General features: G+C 64.0%; 17 protein-coding genes. 4 read left to right on the top strand and 13 right to left on the bottom strand.

All coding sequences use genetic code 11. The features are described 5' to 3' along the window. Positions 1-182 precede the first annotated feature (182 nt). On the bottom strand, positions 183-2222 hold the full coding sequence (locus tag GEV39_RS19270) for a TonB-dependent receptor (RefSeq protein ID WP_173890868.1): 2040 nt from the start codon (positions 2220-2222) through the stop codon (positions 183-185). Between the two features lie 163 nt (positions 2223-2385). Here GEV39_RS19270 and GEV39_RS19265 point away from each other — a divergent pair, with 163 nt between their 5' ends. Together GEV39_RS19265 and GEV39_RS19260 are read left to right on the top strand one after the other, a co-directional pair. Continuing rightward, positions 2386-2607, top strand: a complete 222-nt coding sequence (locus GEV39_RS19265) for a VF530 family protein (RefSeq protein ID WP_003252112.1) — start codon at positions 2386-2388, stop codon at positions 2605-2607. A gap of 2 nt (positions 2608-2609) precedes the next feature. Then, positions 2610-3245 (top strand): Pr6Pr family membrane protein, encoded by a 636-nt coding sequence (locus tag GEV39_RS19260; RefSeq protein WP_173890867.1) that lies wholly within the window; start codon positions 2610-2612, stop codon positions 3243-3245. A 120-nt stretch (positions 3246-3365) separates the two neighbouring features. Here GEV39_RS19260 and GEV39_RS19255 read toward each other — a convergent pair whose 3' ends face one another. From GEV39_RS19255 to GEV39_RS19245, 3 genes are all read right to left on the bottom strand, one after another. Continuing rightward, positions 3366-4127, bottom strand: coding sequence for a siderophore-interacting protein (locus GEV39_RS19255; protein WP_173890866.1), 762 nt, complete (start codon positions 4125-4127; stop codon positions 3366-3368). Then, positions 4120-4665, bottom strand: coding sequence for a PadR family transcriptional regulator (locus GEV39_RS19250; protein ID WP_173890865.1), 546 nt, complete (start codon positions 4663-4665; stop codon positions 4120-4122). The genes GEV39_RS19255 and GEV39_RS19250 overlap by 8 nt, the downstream gene beginning before the upstream one ends. A gap of 89 nt (positions 4666-4754) precedes the next feature. After that, positions 4755-7901, bottom strand: coding sequence for a transglycosylase domain-containing protein (locus GEV39_RS19245; RefSeq protein ID WP_173890864.1), 3147 nt, complete (start codon positions 7899-7901; stop codon positions 4755-4757). A 312-nt stretch (positions 7902-8213) separates the two neighbouring features. Between GEV39_RS19245 and GEV39_RS19240 the strand changes: the two genes are divergently transcribed. Then, entirely contained in the window at positions 8214-9632 is a 1419-nt protein-coding gene (locus tag GEV39_RS19240) for an amino acid permease (RefSeq protein ID WP_173890863.1), read from the top strand. Between the two features lie 420 nt (positions 9633-10052). On the opposite strand, the gene GEV39_RS19235 is transcribed toward GEV39_RS19240, so the two are convergent. Together GEV39_RS19235 and GEV39_RS19230 are read right to left on the bottom strand one after the other, a co-directional pair. Beyond that, positions 10053-11672, bottom strand: a complete 1620-nt coding sequence (locus GEV39_RS19235) for an FMN-binding glutamate synthase family protein (RefSeq protein ID WP_173890862.1) — start codon at positions 11670-11672, stop codon at positions 10053-10055. A gap of 160 nt (positions 11673-11832) precedes the next feature. Beyond that, complete coding sequence (locus GEV39_RS19230) at positions 11833-16107, bottom strand: DEAD/DEAH box helicase (protein ID WP_173890861.1); 4275 nt, start codon at positions 16105-16107, stop codon at positions 11833-11835. Positions 16108-16240: 133 nt separating this feature from the next. Between GEV39_RS19230 and GEV39_RS19225 the strand changes: the two genes are divergently transcribed. Beyond that, on the top strand, positions 16241-16654 hold the full coding sequence (locus tag GEV39_RS19225; protein ID WP_173890860.1) for an NUDIX hydrolase: 414 nt from the start codon (positions 16241-16243) through the stop codon (positions 16652-16654). On the opposite strand, the gene metR is transcribed toward GEV39_RS19225, so the two are convergent. From metR to GEV39_RS19190, 7 genes are all read right to left on the bottom strand, one after another. Then, the gene (metR, locus tag GEV39_RS19220; protein WP_009684539.1) at positions 16638-17555 is read right to left on the bottom strand and encodes a transcriptional regulator MetR; all 918 of its coding nucleotides are present in this window, start codon (positions 17553-17555) and stop codon (positions 16638-16640) included. The two genes, GEV39_RS19225 and metR, sit on opposite strands and share 17 nt — an antisense overlap. Positions 17556-17717: 162 nt before the next feature. Further along, a complete protein-coding gene (aauR, locus tag GEV39_RS19215) occupies positions 17718-19046 on the bottom strand; it encodes a two-component response regulator AauR (protein WP_173890859.1) in 1329 nt (442 codons plus the stop codon). Continuing rightward, positions 19043-20947, bottom strand: coding sequence for a two-component sensor histidine kinase AauS (aauS, locus tag GEV39_RS19210; protein ID WP_029887761.1), 1905 nt, complete (start codon positions 20945-20947; stop codon positions 19043-19045). The genes aauR and aauS overlap by 4 nt, the downstream gene beginning before the upstream one ends. Positions 20948-21020: 73 nt before the next feature. Beyond that, on the bottom strand, positions 21021-21755 hold the full coding sequence (locus GEV39_RS19205; protein WP_009684542.1) for an amino acid ABC transporter ATP-binding protein: 735 nt from the start codon (positions 21753-21755) through the stop codon (positions 21021-21023). Continuing rightward, the gene (locus tag GEV39_RS19200; RefSeq protein ID WP_173890858.1) at positions 21752-22423 is read right to left on the bottom strand and encodes an amino acid ABC transporter permease; all 672 of its coding nucleotides are present in this window, start codon (positions 22421-22423) and stop codon (positions 21752-21754) included. The genes GEV39_RS19205 and GEV39_RS19200 overlap by 4 nt, the downstream gene beginning before the upstream one ends. Further along, a complete protein-coding gene (locus GEV39_RS19195) occupies positions 22424-23170 on the bottom strand; it encodes an amino acid ABC transporter permease (RefSeq protein ID WP_009684544.1) in 747 nt (248 codons plus the stop codon). Positions 23171-23313: 143 nt separating this feature from the next. Beyond that, positions 23314-24231 carry a glutamate/aspartate ABC transporter substrate-binding protein gene (locus GEV39_RS19190; RefSeq protein WP_009684545.1) on the bottom strand — a complete coding sequence of 306 codons (918 nt, stop codon included), beginning with the start codon at positions 24229-24231 and terminating at the stop codon, positions 23314-23316. Between the last annotated feature and the right edge of the window lie 291 nt (positions 24232-24522).

Genomic DNA, 24522 nt, shown 5'->3' with positions numbered 1-24522 from the left:
CGGGGAGGATATAGGGGAAGGCGTCAGAAAAAAAGGCAAATTGTCGCAGGTCATTATTGTTCAATTGGTAATAATGTCCTGTAGGGTCTGCTTTGCACAGGAACTGCGCGTACCCAGGCATGACGCAGTTCATGTGGGGACGTGGCTTACCGGCGATGGGGGCGCCACGCGCCCCCACGATTTCAGAAGGTGGTACGCAGGCCCACTTCCACACTGCGTCCGGGTGCTGGCGCGATATCGCGCAGAATCGAGCTGGCATAGCGCACGGTCTGGTCGGTCAGGTTCTCACCGCGCACGAACGCCAGCCACTGGCTCTGGCCAATGTCGAAGCGGTAGCCAACGCTGGCCCCCAGCGTGGTATAGCCATCGGTGCTGCTTTCGTTGGCCGGCTTGCGGTGCTGAGAGGCGGCGTGCTGCACGTCCACCCGGGCCTGCCAGCGGTCCAGCTCCCAGACCAGCCCACTGTTCAGACGCAGCGGAGCAATGCGGGGCAGCGGCTCGCCGCTGTCAAGGTTCTTGGCCCGGGTGTAGTCACCCGACAATTCCAGGGCAAAGCTGCCATAACGGTTCTCGACCAGCTGCCAGCGGTCCTGGGCCTCGATGCCGTAGAAGCGTGCCCGCACACCTTGGTACTGGTACTCCGGGAAACCGTCGTCGTGATCATGGTCAGCTTCGTCGTGGTCGTGATCATGCCCGCCTTCGCGCAGGTTGCCGGTGCCGATCAGGCCGATGTAATTGCGGAAGTGGCTGTAGAACAGCCCGACGCTGCCCTTGTGCGTACCGTTGTCGAAGCGTAATGCCAGGTCGGCGGAAATGGCCTTTTCCTTGTTCAGGCTGGCATCACCGACTTCATAGGCACCGGTGGCGACGTGGGCGCCATTGGCATACAGCTCGTAGAAGGTCGGGGCGCGTTCGGTATAGCCAAGGTTGGCCGCCAGCGACCAGACCGGGTCGAGCTGGTACACCGCGCCCGATGACAGGCTGAACGCATTGAAGCTGCTGGCGCTGTTGGCGTCGACGAAGTTCTCGTTGCCTTTGGCATCCGGGTCCACGCGGGTGTGTTCCATGCGTGCGCCCAGGCTCAGGTTCAGGCGCTCGGTCGCTTGCCACTGTTCGAGCATGAACAACGCCAGGCTGTCGGTATCGGTGTGCGGCACGAAGGCCTCTTCGCCCAGGGCAGAGAATTCGTTGCGGCTGACTTGCGCACCGATCACGCCCTCCACCGGCCCGAGCGGTTGGTGGCGGGCTTCGATACGCGCTTCATAGCCTTTGTTCTTGAACGTGGTGTGAACCTCGCCTTCCTCTATTTCGCTGTGTTCGTAGTCGGTGTAGCCGGCATCGACCTTGACCGAGCTGAACGGGCCGTCGAGGTCGCGCAGTTCGGAGGCGAAGGCGTAGTGGTCCTGTTTCATGTCCAGGCGCACGCCGGATTCGGCCACCGAGCCGTAGTTGCTGTCGTAGCGGCTGTACGACAGGCCGGCGTAACCGTGGTCCCAGTGGTAGGCACCGCCGATGGCGCCGCCATCCTGGCGGCCATCGCTGTTTTCCAGGCGGTGCTTGCTGCCGAGCTCCTCGGCATCGCGCACTTTCGCGCTACGGGCGTAGCCAGGGATGCGCAGGTCATTGAACTGACGGCTGTTGGCATCCAGGTGCAGGGCGAAGGTGCCATCGCCGGCTTCTAGCTTGCCGGCGGTGCTGCGGGTGGTGTCGGCGCCACCGTAACGCAGTTCACCGGCCCCGTGAATGCCCTTGATGGGGGCGTCGGGGATGCGGTTATCGAAGGTGTTGACCACGCCGCCAATGGCGTTGCCGCCGTACAGCAGTGCGGCCGGGCCGCGCACGATTTCGACACGATCGACGGTCACCGGGTCCAGCGGCACGGCATGGTCGTAGGACAGCGAGGAGGCATCCAGGGCGCCTACGCCGTTGCGCAGGATGCGAATGCGGTCGCCATCCAGGCCACGAATGACCGGGCGGCTGGCGCCAGGGCCGAACCAGGTCGAGGCGACACCGGGCTGCTTGTTCAGGGTTTCACCGAGGCTGCCGTGCTGCTGTTGCAGCAGGTTGTCGCCTTCGAGCACGGTGCTGGGCGCGGCCAGTTGGCGGTTGCCCAGCGGGTTGGCTGTGATGACCTGGGGTTCAAGTTCCACCGCGTGGCTGGGCGAAGCGGCCAGCCAGAGCGCGACGGCAAGGGGGGAGAGGCGAAGCGGTGCAGACAGCATGAGGTGGGGACGTTCCTTGGCAGATGCGCATATAGTGTTACAACATAACATAACTATTTCAGCACAGAGGTTTCTTCCCTGGCCAGCATTTTTCTGCGGCCTCGCTGGATCCCACCCGCCACTACACTCGTGTAAGGTGCGCATCTTTCCTACGGAGTACAGCATGAGCACGGCCCAACACAACGCGCTGCACGGCAAGACCCTCGAACAGATCCTTACCGAGCTGGTGGCGCATTACCAATGGCAGGGCTTGGCCGAACGTATTGACGTGCGTTGCTTCAAGAGCAACCCGACGATCAAGTCGAGCCTGACTTTTTTGCGTAAAACCCCTTGGGCGCGCGAAAAGGTCGAGCAGTTGTACGTGAAGCTGCAGCGTCAGGCCTGAACGTGCTGCGGCGACCTTGGCTGACCGGCATGGCGGTGCTGGGCTGGTTCGGCCTGACCGTGCAGGTGTACCTGGTACTCCTGGCGCGTTGGCAGGAGCAGGCCAGCCTGATCGGCGGCCTGATCAACGTGTTTGGCTATTTCACGGTGTTGACCAACACCTTGGTGGCTACGGTGCTCAGTTATGCGGCGTTTGGCCGCGAAGGCCGGGCCAGGCTTTTTTTTCTCTCGCCGTCGGTGAGTTCTGCGGTGGCCGCGAGCATTGTGTTGGTAGCGCTGGCCTACAGCGTGTTGCTGCGCCACTTGTGGCAGCCCGAGGGCTGGCAATGGCTGGCCGACGAGTTGCTGCACGACGTGATGCCGGCGCTGTATGCCTTGTACTGGTGGTGTGAGGTGCCCAAGGGCTATTTGCGTCTGCGGCACCTGGCGCTGTGGGCGCTCTACCCGGCCGTATACTTTGGCTACGCCTTATGGCGGGGCAGCGAGATTGGCCTGTACGCCTACCCGTTCATCGATGTGACGAGGCTGGGGTACGGGCAAGTGCTGCTCAATGCCCTGGGCGTGCTGGCGGGGTTCTGGGGGATCGGGCTGGTGTTGCTGGGGCTGGATCGTTGGCGTGGGGCGCAAAAGTTTGCTTAGCCTGTGCCGGCCTCTACGCGGGCAAGCCCGCTCCTACAGGAAGACCACAGTCTTCAAGGCTTGTGATGTACCTGTGGGAGCGGGCTTGCCCGCGAAGAGGCCGGAACAGGCTGAAAACGATTATTCGTCGTCCACGGTGCCGTCGGCCCGCCAGTAAGCGGCGGCTTTCAAAGCATCCTCGGGCACGCCTTTTTCCAGCAGCAACGCCTTGGCTTGGCGGGTCAGGTTTTTTTCCAGCGCTACCCAGGCGTACAACCGGCCTTGCGGTAAGGTCAGGTTCTGCACCAATGCCAGCAGGTCTTCCTGGTGGCGGCGTACCCAGATCACTTCGACCTGTGCCTTGCTCGGCAGCGGCTGGCGCTCCTGCTCATCCTCGATCTGGATCACCGCCAGCACCTGGCGGCCAGCGGGCAGCTCCTCGAGCCGCCTGCCGATTGCCGGGATGGCCGTTTCATCGCCGATCAGCAAGTAGCTGTCGAACACATCCGGCACCACCAGCGAAGCGCGTGGCCCGGCGATATTCAGGGTGTGGCCGACCGCGGCCTGCGCCGCCCACGTGGAGGCAGGGCCGTCGCCATGCAGGACGAAGTCGATGTCCAACTCGTTGGCCACCAGGTCTATGCGCCGTGGCGTGTATTCACGCATGGTGGGCCGTACGCCACTGTCCTTGCCCAGCTTGCGGGCCTCGATGGCCTGTTGCTGCTCCGGGGTTTCGCCGAACAGCAGCTTGATATGGTCGTCGCTGCCCAAGCTGGTGAAGCCTTGCAGTTCGGCACCGCCGAGGGTGATGCGGCGCATGCGCGGGGTCAGCTCGGTGACCCGCAGCACCTGCAGGCGGCGCTGGCGAATCTCGTGGTTGACGCGGTGAATGCTGTTAGTCATGGAGCGTCTCCGTTGCAGCGCCGGCCGGCCCGGAAGCGATGGCTTTGGCGGTGTGGTTGAGCAGGTCGCGCACCCTGTCGATTTCTTCAGGTGTCCAGCGGCCGCTGTGCATGTGCAGCGCATGGCGCAGGTTGCCCACCGCTTCGTGAATTTCAGGCGGGCGGTCGTGGCCGCGCAAAGCGCGCTTGCTGACTTCGATGCGCATGCGCACGCCGTCCAGCGCCACCGCTTGGTCCCCCAGTGCACGGCGGCCGGCCTCGGTGATGGCATACAGGCGCTTGCTGCCCTGCACCTGGCCGCTGATCAGCTCGGCTTCTTCAAGAAAATTCAGCGTGGGGTAGATCACCCCGGGGCTCGGGCTGTAACTGCCTTCGAACAGGTTCTCAATCTGGCGGATCAGGTCATAGCCATGGCCGGGCTGGTTTGCGAGCAAGTCGAGCATCAGCAACTTGAGGTCACCGGGGGCAAATACGCGGGGGCCGCGTTCGCCGCGCCCGGGGCGCCGTTCGAAGGGGTCATGGGGGGTATGTTCACGCATGGGAATAGGGGCTCCTTCTTTGCGATATATCGTAAGATATTACTCAAGATATATCTAAAGACAAGCCCTCAATTGCTGATGATTCTCATCTAATTGTTCGATTCGTCCGCTTTCTTTGTCGAGTTCGCGGCCACTTCCGGCGGCTTGCACGCGTTCGGATTGCCCGGCTGCAGGTACGGCATGAGGATCGGTGCCATGCCCTTGAGTACCTGCACCGGCAGCGCCGAGGTGAACTTGAATGCCTCTGCCGAACGCCCTGGCACGAAGGCGGTCAAGGTGCCGAAGTGGTTCTCACCCAGGAAGAACACGAAGGTGGCGGTGCGGTTGAGCGACCGCGAGCCGATCAGCCGGCCGCCGGCGCCAAAACTTTCGATGCGGTTGTCACCGGTACCGGTCTTGCCGCCCATGACCAGGGGCGTGCCGTCCTGCAGCTTGAAACTGCCGGAGATGCGCCGGGCGGTGCCGGCATCGACCACCTGCGACATGGCGCCTTTGAGGGCGCGTGCCACCTCGACCGGCAGAATCCGCACCCCCCGGTCCGGGTCGCTGATCAGTTTGGTCTCGTAGGGGGTGTTGGCGGCAAAGTGCAGGGTGTCGATGCGCAGTGTGGGCAGGCGAATACCATCGTTCTGGATGATCCCGACCAGCTCCGAGAGGGCGGCAGGGCGGTCGCCCGAGCTGCCGATGGCGGTCGCCAGCGACGGCACCAGGTGATCGAACGGGTAGCCCACGCGCTTCCAGCGCTGGTGGATGTCGAGGAACGCTTCGATTTCCACCATGGTGCGGATGCGGCTGTCGCGAGCGCCCTGGTGGCGGCTCTTGAACAGCCAGCCGTATACCTCCTGGCGCTCGAAGCGGCTGGCGTTGACCATCTCGCTCAAGGTCGAACTGGGGTTCTTCAGCAGGTAGCCGAGCAGCCACAGGTCCAAGGGGTGGACCTTGGCAATGTAACCCTGGTCGGGCAGGTCGTACTTGCCCGGGCCATAGGCCTCGTACATCTCGGCCAGGCGGCCATCGTTGAGTTTGCCCAGGGCGCTCTTGTCACCCTTGAGGTGAGCGCGGACAAAGGCATTGAACGTTTGCTGGCCCGCTTCGGGGAACAGGTAGCGGTGCACGGCGGCCAACCGTTGCGGGGTCACGCGCATGCTGTCGAGGAAGGTATCCAGGCGCTGTTGCGAGGTCTTGCGCTGGTATTTCTTCCAGAAGCGCATCAGGTAGTTGGTGCCTTCCTTGTCGGCAAAGCGCGCCAGGTATTCCTGGCGACGCGGGTCGGCGTCATCCTTGAGCAGCGGTACGCGGTTGTAGGGCTGCTGGTAGGTCACATAGCGCACCAGGTCGCGCATCAGGCGGATGAAGGGCAAGTTGATCGACTCGCGCAGGGCATCCTTGAGCGTGGGGTTGCGGTTGTTGTCTTCCTTGCGGAAGTTATTGAACACATGCATGCCGCCGCCGGTGAAAAACGCCTCGCCGGTATTGGCCGAGTACTTGCGCTCCAGGGCGGCGTCGAGCATGGCATCCAGGCTCTGGTTCTTGCTGTTCTGCGCCAGCCAATCCAGTGACCATTGGGTGATGCGGTCAAGCTCGGCGACGTCGACCTTTTTCAGCTCGGCGACAGGCTTGCCGGCGTACTTGTCGTGCAGTTCGGCAATGATCTCCAGGTAGGTCGTCAGTACCCGCAACTTCGCCGTGGAGCCCAGCTCCAGCTTGCTGCCTTCGTTGATGTCGAAGGGCTGGTCGGTACTGTCGGTCTGCACCCTGACCCGCGAGCCATCGGCGGTGCGTTCGAACAGGGTGAAGCTGTAGCTCACCTGGTCGGTGGTCTTGGCGGTGAGCAGGCGCTCGCCGATCAGGCCGATCTGCGCAGCGAAAGCCGGTTCGGCAAGGTTCTTCAGGTATTGGCTGACCTGCAATTGCAGGTCAGCCTGCAGGGTGCTGGTAGCCGAGACATCGAGGCGGTCGAGGTCGTACAGCGGGCGGTTGAGCATGGCCGCCAGGCGGTTGCGCGCCAGGCTGATACCTTTGTTGGTGACGATGGGCACGATGGTCGGTTGCGCCACCCAGTCGCGGTACACCGCTTTGCTGGCCAGCGCCGCCTCGGCCAGTGGCTGTTCGATGACCTTGTTGGCGGCCAGCACGCGGATGTGCGAGTCGGTCAGCTCGGCCAGTTCCACCCGGCCTTTGGACAAGTAATGCGAGGGCCGCCGCTGGGCGATCATCAGCGACAGCACCTGGCGCAGGGCCAAGCCACGCGCCGCCATGCTTTGCGGGTCAGTGGCGGTGGACGTCAGCGCCTGGTTGACCTGGTCGAAGTCGGCGCCGTACCACACCCGCAGCCCCTCGGCCATGCCGTGCACCTCGCCGTGGCCCGGCACGGCCGACAGTGGCACGCTATTGAGGTAGTCACGCACGATGCGTTTGCGCGCCTCGGTGGTGTCGGGGCCGCCCTGGTACGCGCGCACGCTGGCCGAAATCATCTGGCGGATCTTCTCGGCCCCCGACACGGTCAGGCCATCTGGGGAGTGGCGATACTTTTCCAGTTGCGTGGCCAGGGTGCTGCCACCCGCCGACTGGCCGGGCAGCGCCAGGTACTTGGCCACCTGGCTGTAGGCGGCCTTGGCGAAGCGCGGCCAGTCCACGGCCGGGTTGTTGCGCGGGTCTTGGGTGTCAAGCAGGTCGCGGTTCTCGATGAACAGCAGGCTATTGACCATCACGGGCGGGATGGCGGCGAAGTCAGGGTACAGGTGCTGCGGGTAGTTGTACTGGTAGAGCATGTCGCCACGGCAGTCGGTGATCGACAGGCCCGCCTGGATCTTCTCGATATAGGGCACGAACAGCCCATGCTCGACGTAGTTCACCAACGCCGGGGAAAACCTGACCTGTTCGCTGATCAGGTAGTCGCGCTTGAGCAGGCGCGGCAGGAATTCACCCAAGGCACTGTAACCCAGGCGTTTGTCGAACGGCCCGTCACCGGGGTAGACGATGGCGTCGCTGGGGCCGGGCTGCAGCGAGTAGGTGAGCGTGCTGGCGAGCTTGCTGAATTCCCGCGACTGCAACTCGGACGTGCGAAATTCGTCGTAGGCGGCGAAGCCGATAGCCACCAGCGCCACCAGCACGATGAGGATGATCAGCCGCCACCATAGCCGACGCTGCCGGGGGGTATTGCGGTGTGGCGTCTCGGCCGGCGGTGTCTCGGGTGCTTCCGTTCTGCTTGGTTCCGACTGCCACAGTGCGCCCATAGTCTTCAATCCGGCCAGGTATTTTCGTCTTGCTTGCCTGAAGCTTAGACGGTGAGCGGGTAGGCGGAAACATTTGTCGGAGATGATCAAAGGTGCCAGGGGTTCCGGAGAACTCGCTGATTATTCCTGGATATACAGCGAAAACCCCTTCAACGGTCTTCCTATACTGCTCGCCCCTTCGCCCTGCCGGGTTGCTCTGACCCGGCACGCGGGCCGGCCCACGAGGCCAGCCTGGCAAGCCAAGGCCACGCCTATCGGCGTGGCGGGTGCTGCACGAAGGCAAATCCAATAACAAAATGAGGTTGAATCGCTATGCCAGTCGGCAACCACCCTGCCCATGGCCAGGCCACCGAAGGCGGCCCGCTCAAGCGTGAACTGGGCGAACGGCATATCCGTCTGATGGCGCTGGGCGCCTGTATCGGTGTCGGTCTTTTCCTAGGCTCGGCCAAGGCCATCGAAATGGCCGGCCCGGCCATCATGCTGTCCTACATCATCGGTGGCCTGGCCATTCTGGTGATCATGCGCGCCCTTGGTGAAATGGCCGTGCACAACCCTGTCGCCGGCTCGTTCAGCCGCTATGCGCAGGACTACCTTGGCCCGCTGGCGGGCTTTCTCACTGGCTGGAACTACTGGTTCCTGTGGCTGGTGACCTGTGTTGCGGAAATTACCGCGGTAGCCATCTACATGGGGATCTGGTTCCCCGACGTGCCACGCTGGATCTGGGCCCTGGCGGCGCTGGGCAGCATGGGGGCGGTCAACCTGGTAGCGGTCAAGGCCTTCGGCGAATTCGAGTTCTGGTTCGCCCTGATCAAGATCGTCACCATCATCGCCATGGTGCTGGGCGGCGTCGGCATCATTGCCTTCGGCCTGGGCAATGACGGTGTGGCAGTGGGCATCGCCAACCTGTGGAGCAACGGCGGCTTCATGCCCAACGGCGTGACCGGCGTGCTGATGTCGCTGCAGATGGTGATGTTCGCCTATCTGGGCGTGGAAATGATCGGTTTGACTGCCGGTGAAGCGCGTAACCCGCAAAAAACCATCCCGCAGGCCATCGGCTCGGTGTTCTGGCGCATCCTGCTGTTCTATGTCGGTGCGTTGTTCGTGATTCTGTCGATCTACCCGTGGAACGAAATTGGCAGCCAGGGCAGTCCGTTCGTCATGACCTTCGAGCGCCTGGGCATCAAGACCGCCGCGGGCATCATCAACTTCGTGGTCATCACTGCGGCGCTGTCCTCATGCAATGGCGGCATCTTCAGCACCGGGCGCATGCTCTATAGCCTGGCGCAGAACGGCCAGGCCCCGGCGGCCTTCGCCCGTACCTCGAACAACGGGGTGCCCCGCAATGCGCTGCTGCTGTCCATCGGCGCGCTGCTGCTGGGCGTGCTGGCCAACTACCTAGTGCCGGAGAAGGTCTTCGTCTGGGTGACGTCGATTGCCACCTTTGGCGCGATCTGGACCTGGGTGATGATCCTGCTGGCGCAGTTGAAATTCCGTGCCGGCCTTACCCCTGCCGAGCGCCAGGGGCTGAAGTACCGCATGTGGTTGTGGCCGCTGAGCTCTTACCTGGCATTGGCGTTCCTGGTGCTGGTGGTGGGCCTGATGGCGTACTTCGAGGACACCCGGGTGGCGCTGTACATCGGCCCCGCATTCCTGGTGCTGCTGACCGTGCTGTACCACGTGTTCCGGTTGGCACCCAAAAACGTGCAGGGTACGGCCAGTACCGCTTCCTGACCTGAGTTGGCCGGGGCCGCGCTGCGGCCCATCGCCGGCAGCCCCACACAGGGATCGCATCAGGGCTGACAGGTGTTTGTCAGAAGATATGCAGCGCCTGTGAGATCGAGCGCCGCCCGCGCGGCGCTTCGCGGGTGAACCCGCTCCTACGTTTGTTTCGGGCCAATTATGCCTGTGGGATTTGCGCGCGAACGCCTTGGCGCCCACCACGATATCGCGTCGTAAAAACAAGGCGGTCGCGCGCGTCCGGCATAGGCAATACTGGCCCGAGACAAACGTAGGAGCGGGTTCACCCGCGAAGCGCCGCGCGGGCGGCGCTCGATCTCACAGGCGCTGAAGATGCTGCGGCTACCCTTGCCAGAAACCATAGAATCTCCCACAGGGATCGCAGCAGGGCTGCCAAGCAGCCCCCGGGGCGCGTCAGGCCGCGACCTCACTGTGCGGCTCGAAGCTGTCGGCCCTGGCCAGCTGCCACATGCGCGAATAGAACTGGCCATCCACCTCGCCGGTGAGCAGCTCGCCCGGTTTGAGGAACACATGCATCTGCGAGAACAGCTTGATCTCGGTGGCCGAGATGCGGCGCACCAAGTGCTTGGCCTCCAGCTGTGCCGGGTGTTCCAGGCCAGCCGCCGCCAGCATTTCTGCCAGCGCGCGCAAGGTGTTGTGGTGGAAGTTCAGCACCCGCTGGGCCTTGTCCGGCACTACCAGCGCACGTTGGCGCAGCGGGTCTTGCGTGGCCACGCCAGTGGGGCATTTGTTGGTGTGGCAGCTTTGCGACTGGATGCAGCCAATGGCGAACATGAAGCCGCGCGCCGAATTGGCCCAGTCGGCGCCAATGGCCAGCACGCTGGCGATGTCGAAGGCGCTGACAATCTTGCCGCTGGCGCCCAGCTTGATCTTGTCGCGCAGGTTCAGGCCGACGAGGGTGTTGTGCACGAACAGCAACCCCTCACGCAGGGGCACGCCAATGTGATCGGTGAATTCCACCGGCGCCGCGCCGGTGCCGCCTTCCTTGCCATCGACGACGATGAAATCCGGCAGGATACCGGTCTCCAACATGGCCTTGGCGATGCCCATGAACTCCCACGGGTGGCCCAGGCAGAACTTGAAACCCACCGGCTTGCCGCCGGACAGTTCGCGTAGCTGGGCGATGAACTGCATCATTTCGATGGGGGTGGAAAAGGCGCTGTGCCGCGACGGCGAAATGCAGTCTTCGCCCATCAGCACGCCACGGGTCTCGGCAATTTCCTGGGTGACCTTGTGCTTGGGCAGGATACCGCCATGGCCGGGCTTGGCGCCCTGGCTCATCTTTACTTCGATCATGCGCACCTGCGGGCTACGGGCTTGTGCGGCGAAGCGCTCAGGGTCGAAACGCCCGTCCGCGGTGCGGCAGCCAAAGTAGCCGCTGCCCAGTTCCCATACCAGGTCACCACCGTGTTCACGGTGGTACGGGCTGATGCTGCCTTCGCCAGTGTCATGGTGGAAGTTGCCCAGTTTGGCGCCCTGGTTGAGCGCGCGGATAGCGTTGGCGCTGAGCGAGCCGAAGCTCATGGCCGAGATATTGAAAATCGAGGCCGAATACGGCTGGCTGCACTGCGGCCCACCAATGATGATGCGGAAGCTGGCCGGGTCGGCCAAAGGTGCCGGGCGCATGGAGTGGCCAATGAACTCGAAGCCGGACTGGTACACATCGATCAAGGTGCCGAACGGTTTGTCGGAAGCTTCGTTCTTGGCCCGGGCATACACCAGCGAGCGCTGCGCACGGGAGAACGGCAGTGCGTCGCTGTCGGACTCCAGCAGGTACTGGCGGATCTCCGGGCGGATGGTCTCTACCAGGTAGCGGATGTTGCCCAGGATGGGGTAGTTGCGGCGCACGGCGTGGCGCCGCTGCAGCAGGTCGAACAGCCCGATCAGGCTGAGAACGCCTGCGGTCAGGGTGAAGGGCCACAGCCATTCATGCTGGCTGAAGGGCAGGCTCGCCAAGGTGAACAGGACACAGGCGGCGAAGAAGGCATAGCGGCTGAGAAGTGACAGGCTCATACAGGGTCCTTGCGATGGCGCGGTCAGGCTCAGGGCCTGGGGGCAAACCCCGACCATAGCCAAGTTGCCGGGCGCTGCAAATTAAAATCGGGGTAGCGAAAATCATTCTCGCCACGCCAAGCGGCAACAGCCCCGGCCCTTGGTCGGCAAGACAGGCTGTTCACAGTGCGCCGCGCAGCAGCTTCTGTCGCCAGCTTTCCTGCTCGTGCGCGGGCGCCTCGCTCAGGTACACAGGGCGCCCGGCCACGCGCTTGGCCACTGGCACGCCGTCGCGGTACAGCAGGCGGTTGCCGCTCACCGCCGGCACCTTCACCCCCGGCAGCAACGAGCCGATCAGGTTCAGCGGGTCACTGGCACTGACCACCTGCAATGCACCGTCCGCCTCGCGCCGGCGTACCTGGCGCAGCAACCCCACTGCCTCCGGCAAGGCAAATTGTTCACCAGCCAACCCGGCAATGAAGCGCCCCCCGCGGATCTCGCCGCGCGCCTCCAGCCGGTGGTAGCAGCGCAGCAGTTCCCGCCACGGCGGCAGTACATCGCTCTCGCGCTCCAGCAGCCGCCAGCACACCACGCCATAGCGCCTTAGCAGGGCGTGGGCGATGTGCTCCAGGCGCTGGCTGTCATCCGCCGTGCCCTGGCGCAGCAATGCCCAGCGCCCGGCATGGGACATGCTGCTGGAGAACGGTGCATGGCCGTGCCGGCGGGTGCGTGAAGCGCGTTTCGCCGCCGGGGCGATCAGGCTGCGCAGGCCAGTGAAGCTGTCGGCACCTACCAGGCCGGCACCCACCAGTTCCTGCAACGCTGTTTCCAGTTCGCTGGGCAGCAGGCGGGCATCGTGGGTCAGTTCGTCGAAGAACAACGCGCCCTCAGCCTGCAGCACCTCATGTACCCGCTGCGCCCTTGCGCCAAGGCTCTGTACGGCAGGGGCGGGCGCCAGGCTGCGCCACAGCCCCAGGTGCTCCCGAGGCAGCAACACCAGCGGGGTGCTCGACAAGGTGCTGCTTGAGCGGGTCGCGGCCAGCCGGCTCCAGGCGAATTGCCCGCTACGGCAGGCATCATCGAGCCAGTGGGGGCTGTAGTCGAGGATGCGTGCGGGCAGCAGTTCGGCCTCCCAGGCTGCGGCTGCACTGGGGAAGCCCTGCAACTGCCCAAGCACTTCGGCTACGGCCTGCGGGCCACGCAGGCGCGTGTCAGGTGCCAGGTGCTGCCAGTCGAACAGAAAACGCATGAAGTCCTGCAGGCTGACCGGCTCGATTTCGCGACGCAAGCGCTTGACCGTGTAGCGGTGGATGCGTGCCAGCAAATGGCGTTCGCACCATTGCAGCTCGCTGGCGGCCGGGCTGAAATAGCCGCGCAGCACGTAACCTTCGGCTTCCAGGCGGGCCAGAGCCTGTTCGACTGCCTGCGCTGGCATGCCCAACGGCGCGGCGATCTGTACCAGCGTCTGCGGGCCATGGGCGCTCAGGCGGCCACGCAGCAGTTCGGCCAGGGCATTGTCGCGCTCGATGGGCTGATCGAAGCCAGGCAACTGCTCCAGCGCCGGTTCGAGGGGCGTCGCCGGGTAGATTGCCTGCAACAGGTTCAGGCGCTCACGGGCCAGCCACAGCTGCTCGCGGGGCAGGCGCAAGGCGCGGCCGGCCTTGGCCAGTTGCCTGAGGAGCAGGTTCCAACCAGGGTTGGCGCTGACCTGCGCCTGGCTGATGGCGCCCAGGCTCATCAGGGCTTCATGCATTTCGTCGCTATTGCGCGGCTGCGGCCAGGCCTCGGCGGCCACGGCAGCAATGGCGTCGGCGTCCAGTGCGCCCAGGTCGTCACTGCTGTGCACCTCGTTCCAGCGCCGGTTGAGCACCGCCTGGGTACGCCGCTCTTCCAGCGGTGCGTCGTCGAGGAACGTATAAGGCCGGGCATTGAGAATGGCCGACGCCAGTGGCGATGGCGCAGGCAAATCGCGGCACAGCAGGCGTACCGCCCCGCTTTCCATGCGCCTCAACAGGGCCAGCCAGCCCGTGCAATCCAGTGCCTCGTGCAGGCAGTCGTCGAGGGTCTGCTCGACCAGTGGGTGTTCGGGTATCTGCCGCTCGCCGGCGATATTTTCCAGGCAGGCGATCTGGTCGGGAAATACTGCGGCAACCAGGTCTTCGCTTTTCATGCGCTGGATTTGCGGCGCGACTTTGCGCCCGCCTACGAAGCGCGGTAGGGCCATGGCGACACTGGCGTTCCAGCGCCAGCGCACACCGAACAGTGGCGCTTCGAGCACGGCCTGTATGAGGAGGGCTTCTGCGCTGCCGCTTTTCAGGTAACGCCAGACCTCGTCGAGGTCGAAACTGTGGCTGGTGGACAGCGACAGCACGATGGCGTCCTCGCTGGCGGCCGCCTGCAGTTCGAAATTGAAGGTGCGACAGAAGCGTTTGCGCAAGGCCAGGCCCCAGGCGCGATTGATGCGGCTGCCGTAGGGCGAATGGATGATCAGCTGGGTGCCGCCGGAGGCATCGAAGAAACGCTCCATCACCAATGTTTCCTGCGAGGGCAGGGCACCGAGCACTTCGCGGGTACGGCCCAGGTAGTCGAGCAACTGCTCGGCACAGTCTTCGCCCAGCTCGAACGTACGCTGCAGCCATGCCGACACCGCGCGGGTATCGCCGTCGGCCAGCGTCAGCTGCTGGTCAAGCTGTGCCTGCAGCCTGGCCACGGCCGCGGACAGCTCGTCGCTGCGGCCAGGCGCCTCGCCGAGCCAGAACGGAATGGTGGGCGGCAGCCCTTGGGCATCCTCCACCCGAACCCGGCCCGACTCGACGCGCAGGATGCGGTACGAGGCATTGCCCAGCTGGAAGATGTCGCCTGCGATGCTCTCCACCGCGAAGTCTTCATTGACGCTGCCAATGTTCAGCGCCTGCGGCTCCAGCAATACGCTGTAGTCGGCATTGTCCGGAAGGGTGCCGCCACTGGTCAGCGCGGTCAGCTGACTGCCGCGGCGGCCCCGCAATGTGCCGCTTACCGCATCGCGGTGCAGGTAGGCACTGCGTACGCCCTGGCGGCCGTTGTAGCCCTCGGCAAGCATGCGCAGCAGGGCCTGGTAGTGCTGCTGGTCGAGGTGGGCATAAGGTGTGGCCTGGCGCAGGCAGTCGAACAACGCCTGTTCGTGCCACGGCTGGTTGCAGGCTTCGGCGACGATCTGCTGGGCCAGCACGTCCAGGGGCGCCCGGGGTATGTGCAGCGCCTCCAGTTCCCCACGGCGTACGCAGTCGAGCAGGGCCACGCACTCGATCAGGTCGTCACGCGATGTCGGGAACAAGCGCCCTTTGGGCACGCCATCGACCTGGTGGCTGGCGCGGCCAACCCGTTGCAGGAAGGCGGCAATCGAACCCGGCGAGGCAACCTGGCAGACCAGGTCGATGTCGCCTATGTCGATGCCCAGCTCCAGTGAAGCGGTGGCCACCAGCACCTGCAACTGGCCGTGCTTGAGCCGTTGCTCGGCGCCCAGGCGCAGCTCCTTGGCTAGGCTGCCATGGTGTGCAGCCACGGCATCCTTGCCCAGGCGGTCGCTGAGGTGGCGGGTGATGCGCTCAGCCAGGCGCCGGGTGTTGACGAAGACCAGGGTGGTGCGATGCTTGCGGGCCAGGGCTGCCAGGCGGTCGTAGACCAGGCCCCAGACATCGGTGGCCATGACCGCCCCCAACGGTACCGGCGGCAGCTCGATGGCCAGGTCGCGTGGCCGGGCATGGCCGACATCGACAACCGCGCAGGGCCGGCCGCTCCCGGCCAGAAACTGCGCCACCCGCGCCACCGGGCGCTGCGTGGCAGACAGGCCAATACGGCGCAAGGGCCGGCCTGCCAAGGCCTGCAGGCGTTCCAGGGTCAGCGCCAGATGCGCCCCGCGCTTGTTGCCGGCCAAGGCATGGATCTCGTCGACGATTACCGTATGCACGTTGCGCAGGCCTTCACGGCCAGACGCTGAACCCATCAGTACATACAGGGATTCGGGAGTCGTTACCAAAATGTGCGGTGCCAGCTTGCGCATGGCGGCGCGCTCTTTTTGCGGCGTATCGCCGGTGCGCACGGCGGTGGTGATGCGGGGTGCGGCCAGGCCCTGTTCTGCCAGGGCCTGGCTGATACCCTCGAGCGGGGCTTGCAGGTTGACGCGGATGTCATTGGACAGCGCCTTGAGCGGCGAAACATAGACCACCTGGGTCAGCGCCGGCAGTTGGCCCTGCTGCGCCAGGCCCTGGCAGAACAGTTCATCGAGCACGGCCAGGAACGCGCTCAGGGTCTTGCCAGAGCCGGTGGGTGCGGCCAACAGCATCGACTGGCCGCCATGAACCAAGGGCCAGGCCTGGGCCTGGGCATCGGTAACGGTTGCGAAGTGGCGGCCGAACCAGGTGCGTACGGCGGGGTGGAACAGTTCGAGCACCGGGTGCTGTTGGGCGGGCAGGTTCATGGGTTGGTTATGGAGGGGCATGGGCGCTTTGGCAAGGGGCCGTTCGTCTGGCCGGCACACGCGACAATGGCCTTGTCAGGCCAAGCGAGCCCGTGGGATCCTCCCCGGCCATTGTTGCCAGCGAGTTCACCCCATGCCCAATACCATTCGCATCGCCGCCGCCCTGTTGCTCGACCCCCAGGGGCGCACCTTGCTGGTGCGCAAGCGTGGCACCGAAGCCTTCATGCAGCCGGGGGGCAAGATCGATGCGGGTGAAACGGCGCTGCAGGCACTGGTACGCGAACTGCACGAGGAATTGGGCCTGCACATCGACCCGGCCCAGGCCGTGCACTTGGGCCAGTTCACTGCCACGGCTGCCAACGAGCCCGGCTTCGACGTGCAAGCCGAGCTGTTTCGCGTGGACAGCGCCGCTGCCGTGGTCCCGGCGGCAGAAATCGAGGAGGTGGTATGGCTGGCTGCAGATCAGGCGCCAGACACGCCACTGGCACCCTTGACCCGCGATCTGATCCTGCCGCTGTACCGCCAGTTGCTCAACGCACCGCGCTGACGCCGTCGAGGGTGGCGAAGGAGGTATCCTTGGCGGTCAGCAGAAAGTCGCGCATGTACGGCGCATCGAGCATGTCCGTGCGCACAGCGGCGTAAAGCGTCGCAAACAGGCCTTTCTCGCCCAGGCGCTTGCCTTTCACATAACCGCGCGCACTGTACTCATGCAAAGCCCAGTGCGGCATGCCGCACACCCCCCGGCCGCTGGCGACCAGCTGCATCATCATCACGGTCAGCTCCGAGGTGCGCACGGCGGCCGGCTCGACGTCGGCCGGCTCCAGGAAGCGGGTGAAGATGTCCAGGCGGTCGCGCTCCACCGGGTAGGTGATCAGGGTCTGGTCGAGCAGGTCCTGGGGCACGATATACGGCTTGCTGGCCAGCGCATGCTGGTTGGCGACCGCCAGCATGGCTTCGTAGGTGAACAGCGGCACGTAGGTGATGCCGGCCAGGTCCACCGGGTCGGAGGTCACCACCAGGTCGAGGTCCCCACGGGCCAGGGCTGGCAGGGGTGCAAAGGCGAAGCCTGAAGCCAGGTCCAGCTCGACTTCCGGCCAGGCATCGCGGAATTGGTCGATGGTCGGCATCAGCCACTGGAAGCAGCTGTGGCATTCGATTGCCATGTGCAGGCGCCCGGCGGTACCGCCGGCCAGGCGCGCGATGTCGCGTTCGGCACCCCGTAGCAACGGCAGGGTGGCATCGGCCAGTTGCAGCAGGCGCAGCCCGGCGCTGGTAAAGCGTATCGGCTTGCTCTTGCGTACGAACAGCGGCAGGCCCAGGCGCTCCTCCAGCTCCTTGAACTGGTGAGACAGCGCCGACTGGGTCAGATGCAGGCGCTCGGCGGCTTCCACAAGGCTGTCGGCCTCGCGCAAGGCATGAAGGGTTTTCAGGTGGCGGATCTCCAGCACTGCTGACTCCGGGGTGTGAATGGGGTGAACGAAGCAATGAGTTGAGTTTCGCTCATGTTGGCAACGCTGTCGACTGGGCGTAGCGCCGCACCGCCTGCGGCTGGCCCACACCCACTGGGGCCCGAATACCCGCGCCGCAGGCACTTCACACGGTTGTCGAGGTCAACCAAGGCCGTATTTTTTGACCTTGTCGAACAGCGTGGTCTTGGCCATGCCCAGCTCCTGGCTGGCCTGGCTGAGGTTGCCGCCGGTGCGTTGCAGTGCATCGCTGAGCAGGTTGCGTTCAAACGCCTCCACTGCCTCGGCAAAGCCCAGGCCTTGGCTGGCCCCCCCGCTGGGCCCTTTCTTGAACGCCGGCAGGCCCAGGGCGTAGCGTTCGGCCACGTTGCGCAGTTCCCGCACATTGCCTGGCCAGTCGTGGGCGAGGAGGCGGGACAGGGTCTGGCTGTCCAGGGTCGGTGTTTCCCGATCGAAGCGCAGGGCCGATTGCTGTAGGAAGTGCTCGAACAATTGCAGGATGTCTTCGCGGCGCTCGCGCAGCGGTGGCAGCTCCAGGGTCACCACGTTCAACCGGTAGTACAGGTCGCTGCGGAACTGACCGCTCTGGCCCAGGCTATCGAGGTCGGCCTTGGTTGCCGCAATCACCCGGCAATCCACGGCAATGCTCTGGTTCGACCCCAAACGTTCCAGGGTGCGCTCCTGCAAAACGCGCAGCAGCTTGATCTGCAGGTTGATCGGCATGCTCTCCACTTCGTCGAGGAACAGCGTGCCGCCATTGGCGTGTTCGATCTTGCCAATACGGCGCTTGCCGGCACCGGTGAAGGCGTTCGCCTCGTGGCCAAAAATCTCGGTCTCGAACAGGTTTTCCGGCAGGCCGCCACAGTTCAGCGCCACGAAGGGCTGGCCCTGGCGACGGCTGAAGTCATGCAGGCAGCGCGCGACCAGTTCTTTGCCGGTGCCGGTCTCGCCCTCGATGAGCACGTTGGCCGAGGTGTCGGCCACATTGGCAATCAGCTCGCGCAGGTGCTCCATGGCCGGCGAGCGGCCGATGATGCGGCCTTCCAGGCTGCTCTGTTCGGCCAGCTGGCGGCGCAGGGCGACCACTTCGCGGGACAGCCCCCGTTGTTCCAGCGCGCGGCGCACCACGTCGACCAGGCGCTCCGGGGAGAACGGCTTTTCCATGAAGTCGTAGGCACCATTGCGCATGGCGCCAACGGCCATGTCGATGTCGCCGTGGCCGGTGATCAGTACCACCGGCAGGCTGCGGTCGCGGGCCTTCAGGCGGTTGAGCAACTCCAGGCCGTCGATGCCGGGCAGGCGGATATCGCTGACGACGATACCGGCGAAATCGTGGCCGATGCGCTCTAGCGCTTGCTCGGCACTGCCCACACCCTCGCAGGCGATGTCCTCCAGGGCCAGTGCCTGCTGGCAGCCGAGCAGCACATGCGGGTCGTCTTCGACGATCAGGACGGTAAGAGGCGCTTGGTTCATGGGTGCTCTGCCGATTCGTTAGGGGGCGAAACCAGGGGCAGGGCCAGGACGAAGGCGCTCCCGCCGGTGACGGGGTGCTCGACGTTGAGGCTGCCCTTGGCCGCAGCCGCAAGGCTCGCCGACAGGGTCAGGCCCAGGCCCAGGCCGTGTTCGCCCGGTTTGGTGGTGAAGAAAGGTTCGAACAGGTGCTTGCGCGCCTCGGCGTCGATGCCGTGGCCATTGTCACGCACCTGCAAACGGTATTTGTCGCCCTGCACTTCGCCCTCCAGCCACAGTTCGGGCTGGGGCTGCGCAGCCATGGCATCAAGGGCGTTGCCGATCAGGTTGACCAGGATCTGCTCCAGGCGGGTCTGGTCGATGGCCAGTTGCTGGTCCTCGTAGTGGTTGTGCAGCTGCAAGTGGCAGGCGCTGATGCGGTTGCCCAGTACTTGCAAGGTGGCTTCTATCGCCTTGGCCAGGGAAGCCTGGCCACTGTCGTCGCTGCGCCGGGCGAACGAGCGCAGGCTGGCAGTGATGCGGCCCATGCGGTCAATCAGGTCGTTCATGGTGCGCAGGTTGGTGCTGGCGGTTTCCAGCGCCCCGCGTTCGAGGAAGCGCACCGTGTTGCCAGACAGCGTCCGCAAGGCAGCCAGCGGCTGGTTCAGCTCGTGGGCGATGCTGGTGGACATTTGCCCGATGGCTGCCAGCTTGCCGGCCTGCACCAGCTCGTCCTGGGCGTGGCGCAGCGTTTGTTCGGCGTGCCGGCGCTCGCGAATCTGGCCTTTCAGGCGTTCGTTGCTGGCACGCAGGTCGGCGGTGCGTTCGGTAATCCGTCGCTCCAGCTGGCTGTTGGCTTCCTCCAGCGCCTCGCGTGCGGCCAGGCGGGTGGCGATGACTTTGCGCCGCTCGTTCCAGGCGATGCCGAGGATGGCCAGCAGGGCGAAGGCGACCCCCACCAGAATGCCCTGGACCATGGATTCGCGGCGCAGGTCCTGCAGCGGGGTGAGCAGAGTGAAATGCCAGGGCGTGTCGACCAGCCGCCGGGTCTGGGCCAGGTAGGCCACTTCGTGGGGCTCGCCGTGGGCAGTCTCGCTGTTGGCGGGGAAGGTCAGTTTTTCCACGCCATCGGCCAGGGTCTCGCGGGCCAGGGGCTGCAACTCGTTCAACGGCCACCAGTAATATTGCAGGCTGCGCGCCAGCCGTTCCTTAGTTTGCGCGGTCAGCGGGCGTACCGACTTCAGGCGCCTGGCAGGGTCGCTGGAAAGGATGATGATGCCGTTCTCGTCGCTGACGAATGCCTCCAGGCGCGCCCGCTGCCAACGTTCTTCCAGGGTATCCAGGCGTACCTTGATCACCGCCACGCCAATGATCTTGCCGTGTTCCTCGAGCCCGTGGGCCAGGTAGTAGCCAGCCTCGCCCGTGGTGCTGCCGATGCCGTAGAAGCGCCCAGGTTCGCCGCGTACGGCAGTCTGGAAATAGGCGCGGAACGACAGGTCTTCGCCCAGGAACGAATCGGCATCGCGCCAGTTGCTGGTGGCCTGGACCCGGCCATTGGTATCGAGCACGAAAATTGCCCGGCTGCGGCTGCGCCGGTTCAGGCCTTCGAGGTATTCGTTGACTGCCTGGCGCGAACCGCCATCCGGGTCGGTGAGCAGGTGCGAGACGCTGTCTTCCAGCTCCAGCAGGCTCGGCAGATAGGTGTATTTGCTGATCTCGCTTTCGACCGTGCGCGCGTGCAGCTCCAGCTGGCGTTCACCGTTTTCGCTGAGGGTGCGAATACCGTTGCTCTCGCTGATCAGGTAGCCAGCCATACCCAGGCCGACCATCAGCAAAATGATCAGTGGTGGCAACAGCAATTGACGGAGCAGGCGGGATTTCACGGCAGGCTTGGCAGGGAGAAGAAGCGAAGGATCGCATTTCATCACAGTGGCCTTGTCACGACCAGCGCCTGCTGCCCGATTGGGCAGCCGCGCCGACCGGTTCTATGAAGCAAAGTCAGTGTTGCAGGATCTTGCTGAGGAAGTGCTGGGTGCGTTCGTGGCGGGCAGTCGGGTCGCCGAAGAACGCTTCCTTCTGGCAGTCTTCGATGATGTGGCCTTTGTCCATGAAGATCACGCGGTTGGCCACTTTACGGGCGAAGCCCATTTCGTGTGTCACGCACATCATGGTCATGCCTTCGTGGGCAAGCTCCACCATCACGTCCAGTACTTCGTTGACCATTTCCGGGTCCAGCGCCGAGGTCGGCTCGTCGAACAGCATGACGATCGGGTCCATCGACAGTGCACGGGCAATGGCCACGCGCTGTTGCTGGCCACCCGACAGCTGGCCCGGGTGCTTCTTGGCATGAGCGCCAAGCCCGACGCGGTCGAGCAGGGCCAGGCCTTTTTTGGTGGCCTCCGCCTCACTGCGGCCCAGTACCTTGCGCTGGGCGATGGTCAGGTTTTCGGTGATGCTCAGGTGGGGGAACAGTTCGAAGTGCTGGAACACCATGCCCACCCGCGAACGCAGCTTCGGCAGGTTGGTCTTGGGGTCGGCAATGGAGGTGCCATCAACCACGATATCGCCCTTCTGGAACGGCTCCAGGGCGTTGACGCACTTGATCAGGGTGGACTTGCCCGAACCCGAAGGGCCGCACACCACCACCACTTCACCTTTTTTGACCTCGGTGCTGCAGTCGGTCAGTACCTGGAAGTCCCCGTACCACTTGTTGACGTTCTTGATGGAAATCATACGGCGATCCTTTTTTGCAGGCGCTTGACCAGCCACGAAGCGGAGAAGCTGATGAGGAAGTACACGACCCCGGCGAAGATCAGGAACTCATGGGAGCGCCCAATGATGTCGCCGTTGGAGCGTGCCGAGTTGAGGAAGTCCACCAGGCCCACGGTGTAGACCAGCGAGGTATCCTGGAACAGGATGATGCTCTGTTGCAGCAACAGCGGGGTCATCTTGCGAAAAGCCTGCGGCAGGATGATCAGGCGCATGGTCTGGCTGTAGGTCATGCCCAGGGCCTGGGCGGCGCCCATCTGGCCCTTGGAGATCGACTGCACACCGGCGCGGACGATTTCACAGAAGTAGGCGGCTTCGAACATCATGAACGCCACCACGCACGAGGTGAAGGCACCCACCGGGGTGTCCTCGCCGGTGATCCAGCGCAGTACGAACGGTACCGCCAGGTAGAACCAGGTGATCACCAGCAGCAGCGGGATCGAGCGGAAATAGTTGACGTAGGCACCGGCCAGGCGCGACAGCAGCTTGCTCGATGACAGCCGCATGAGCGCCAGGATGGTGCCCAGCACGATACCGCCCACCACGCCCATGACCATCAGTTGCAAGGTCATGAGCATGCCTTCCCACAGGGCGGGCAGGGCCGGGATGATTTCGCTGAAATCCATGTCCATTTACTTGCCCCCCACGGAAATCAGGCCAGGCACGGCGACTTTCTTCTCGACCATGCGCATCAGCAGCATCAGCCCCATGTTCAGGGTGAAGTAGATCAGCGTGGCCAGGGTGAAGGCCTCGAACAGGTTGGCGGAAAATTCGGCGGTCTGTTTGGTTTGCGCCAGAAGCTCCATCAGGCCGATCAGCGATGCCACCGAGGAGTTCTTGAACACGTTGAGAAATTCGGAGGTGAGCGGCGGAATGATGATCCGGTAGGCCTGGGGCAGCAGCACGTTGGTGTAGATCTGCGGCAGGCTGAAACCCATGGCACGGGCCGCGGATTCCTGGCCGCGCGGCAGCGCCTGGATGCCGGTGCGCACTTGCTCACAGACACGGGCGGCAGTGAACAGGCCCAGGCAGATGACCACACTGATCAGCGCCGAGGTGGTCGGGTTGAGGTCTTGCTTGAACCATTCCTGCAGGCCTTCGGGCAGCAGGTCTGGCACCAGGAAGTACCAGATGAACAGCTGCACCAGCAGCGGCACATTGCGGAACAGCTCCACGTAGATGGTGGCGATGCCCGATACCAGGCGGTTCGGCACGGTGCGCATGACGCCGAGCACCGAGCCCAGCAACAAGGCGATGATCCAGGCGGAGATGGCGATGGCGATGGTCCAGCCCAGGCCGGTGATGTACCAGTCGAGATAGGTCTCGCTGCCCACGCCGGTGGACTTGAAGAACACGCCCCAGTCCCAGTTGTAATTCATCGGGATTTCCCCTCAGACGGTTGTTTCACGGGCACCTTGGAACATCCGGGGGCGCTGGGCGCCCTCGGATGAAAGGTTAGACACTAATGAGTGGCCTGTAGGATTTGATTCGTGCTGTCGAGCACCAGGCCGTTATCTGAGGATCAGGACTTCTTCTCGTCCGCGGCCTTGTCGGTAGGCTCAGCGATCAGTTTTTTCAGCTCATCGCTCATCGGGAACTGCAGGTTCAGGCCTTTTGGCGGGATCGGTTGCTGGAACCACTTGTCGTAGCTCTTGTTGACTTCGCCCGATTTGAAATAAGCAACGATGGCATCGTCGACCGCTTTCTTGAACGCCTCGTCACCCTTGCGCACCATGCAGCCGTAGATTTCATAGGACTGCGGGGTACCGGTGATGACCCAGTCTGCCGGCTTGCGCGCCTTGGCCATTTCACCGGCGAGCAGGGCGTCGTCCATCATGAAGGCTACAGCGCGGCCGCTTTCGAGCATGTTGAAGGCTTCACCGTGGTCCTTGGCGGAAATCACGTTCATCTTCATCTGCTTGTCGGCGTTCATCGCCTTGAGAATGCGCTCGGAGGTGGTGCCGGCGGTGGTCACCACGTTCTTGCCAGCCAGGTCCGGGAAGTCCTTGTATGCAGGTTGACCGTCCTTGACCTTGGTCAGCAGGCGGGTACCGACTTCGAAGATGCCGACCGAGAAGCCGACTTGCTGCTGGCGCTCGACGTTGTTGGTGGTAGAGCCGCATTCCAGGTCGACGGTGCCGTTTTGCACCAGCGGGATGCGGGTCTGCGAGGTGACCAGGTTGTAGCGGACCTTGATGTCCGTACCCAGTTGTTTTTTCAGGGCATCTACGACAGCCAGCTGAATGTCATGCGAGTAGCCCACGGGCTCGGGTTTGCCGGCCAGGTAGGAAAAGGGAATGGAAGAGTCGCGGTGGCCCAGGGTGATGGTGCCCGAGTCCTTGATCTTCTTGAGGGTGCCGGTCAGTTCTTCGGCCATGGCTGGCGAAGCGATGATCGCAGCTGCAATGGTGGCGCCCAACAGATGACGAACGATACGCATCAAATTTTCCTCGACGTGTTTGTTTTTTTTATGGAGCCGTTGGCGGACTCTTTCGTTCAACGAATACAGCGAAGCGCTGTGCATTCGGTTGAAGAGTGTAGAGCATGAGTCGTGCCAAACGGGTTCGACGAGCAAAAAACCCGATCGTTCGGGTGCTCGGCGCCTTGGCGGGGTGCGTCTACCTCGGGCTTTTGTTCGGTTTTCCGAACTATCCTGATTGCTGTGGTCGGAAAACCGATTGTTTGCCCAGGCTGGCTCGCTGCAGGAACCAAGGTTGGGGCTATGGGTGTA

It is taken from the genome of Pseudomonas sp. NY5710 (assembly GCF_013305665.1).
Classification (GTDB): Bacteria; Pseudomonadota; Gammaproteobacteria; order Pseudomonadales; family Pseudomonadaceae; genus Aquipseudomonas; species Aquipseudomonas juntendi.
Note: the sequence above shows the minus strand (reverse complement) of the source record. Positions and strands in the feature narration are given on the sequence as shown.

What these genes read in the sequence shown, in the direction of transcription:
- aauS (WP_029887761.1), bottom strand. Translation starts at nt 20,947, where the DNA reads ATGAAATGCGATCCTTCGCTTCTTCTCCCTGCCAAGCCTGCCGTGAAA.
- GEV39_RS19205 (WP_009684542.1), bottom strand. Translation starts at nt 21,755, where the DNA reads ATGATTTCCATCAAGAACGTCAACAAGTGGTACGGGGACTTCCAGGTA.
- GEV39_RS19195 (WP_009684544.1), bottom strand. Translation starts at nt 23,170, where the DNA reads ATGAATTACAACTGGGACTGGGGCGTGTTCTTCAAGTCCACCGGCGTG.
- GEV39_RS19270 (WP_173890868.1), bottom strand. Translation starts at nt 2,222, where the DNA reads ATGCTGTCTGCACCGCTTCGCCTCTCCCCCCTTGCCGTCGCGCTCTGG.
- GEV39_RS19235 (WP_173890862.1), bottom strand. Translation starts at nt 11,672, where the DNA reads ATGAGCCTGTCACTTCTCAGCCGCTATGCCTTCTTCGCCGCCTGTGTC.
- GEV39_RS19230 (WP_173890861.1), bottom strand. Translation starts at nt 16,107, where the DNA reads ATGAACCTGCCCGCCCAACAGCACCCGGTGCTCGAACTGTTCCACCCC.
- GEV39_RS19240 (WP_173890863.1), top strand. Translation starts at nt 8,214, where the DNA reads ATGCCAGTCGGCAACCACCCTGCCCATGGCCAGGCCACCGAAGGCGGC.
- GEV39_RS19190 (WP_009684545.1), bottom strand. Translation starts at nt 24,231, where the DNA reads ATGCGTATCGTTCGTCATCTGTTGGGCGCCACCATTGCAGCTGCGATC.
- GEV39_RS19250 (WP_173890865.1), bottom strand. Translation starts at nt 4,665, where the DNA reads ATGCGTGAACATACCCCCCATGACCCCTTCGAACGGCGCCCCGGGCGC.
- GEV39_RS19245 (WP_173890864.1), bottom strand. Translation starts at nt 7,901, where the DNA reads ATGGGCGCACTGTGGCAGTCGGAACCAAGCAGAACGGAAGCACCCGAG.
- aauR (WP_173890859.1), bottom strand. Translation starts at nt 19,046, where the DNA reads ATGAACCAAGCGCCTCTTACCGTCCTGATCGTCGAAGACGACCCGCAT.
- GEV39_RS19200 (WP_173890858.1), bottom strand. Translation starts at nt 22,423, where the DNA reads ATGGACATGGATTTCAGCGAAATCATCCCGGCCCTGCCCGCCCTGTGG.
- GEV39_RS19265 (WP_003252112.1), top strand. Translation starts at nt 2,386, where the DNA reads ATGAGCACGGCCCAACACAACGCGCTGCACGGCAAGACCCTCGAACAG.
- GEV39_RS19255 (WP_173890866.1), bottom strand. Translation starts at nt 4,127, where the DNA reads ATGACTAACAGCATTCACCGCGTCAACCACGAGATTCGCCAGCGCCGC.
- GEV39_RS19225 (WP_173890860.1), top strand. Translation starts at nt 16,241, where the DNA reads ATGCCCAATACCATTCGCATCGCCGCCGCCCTGTTGCTCGACCCCCAG.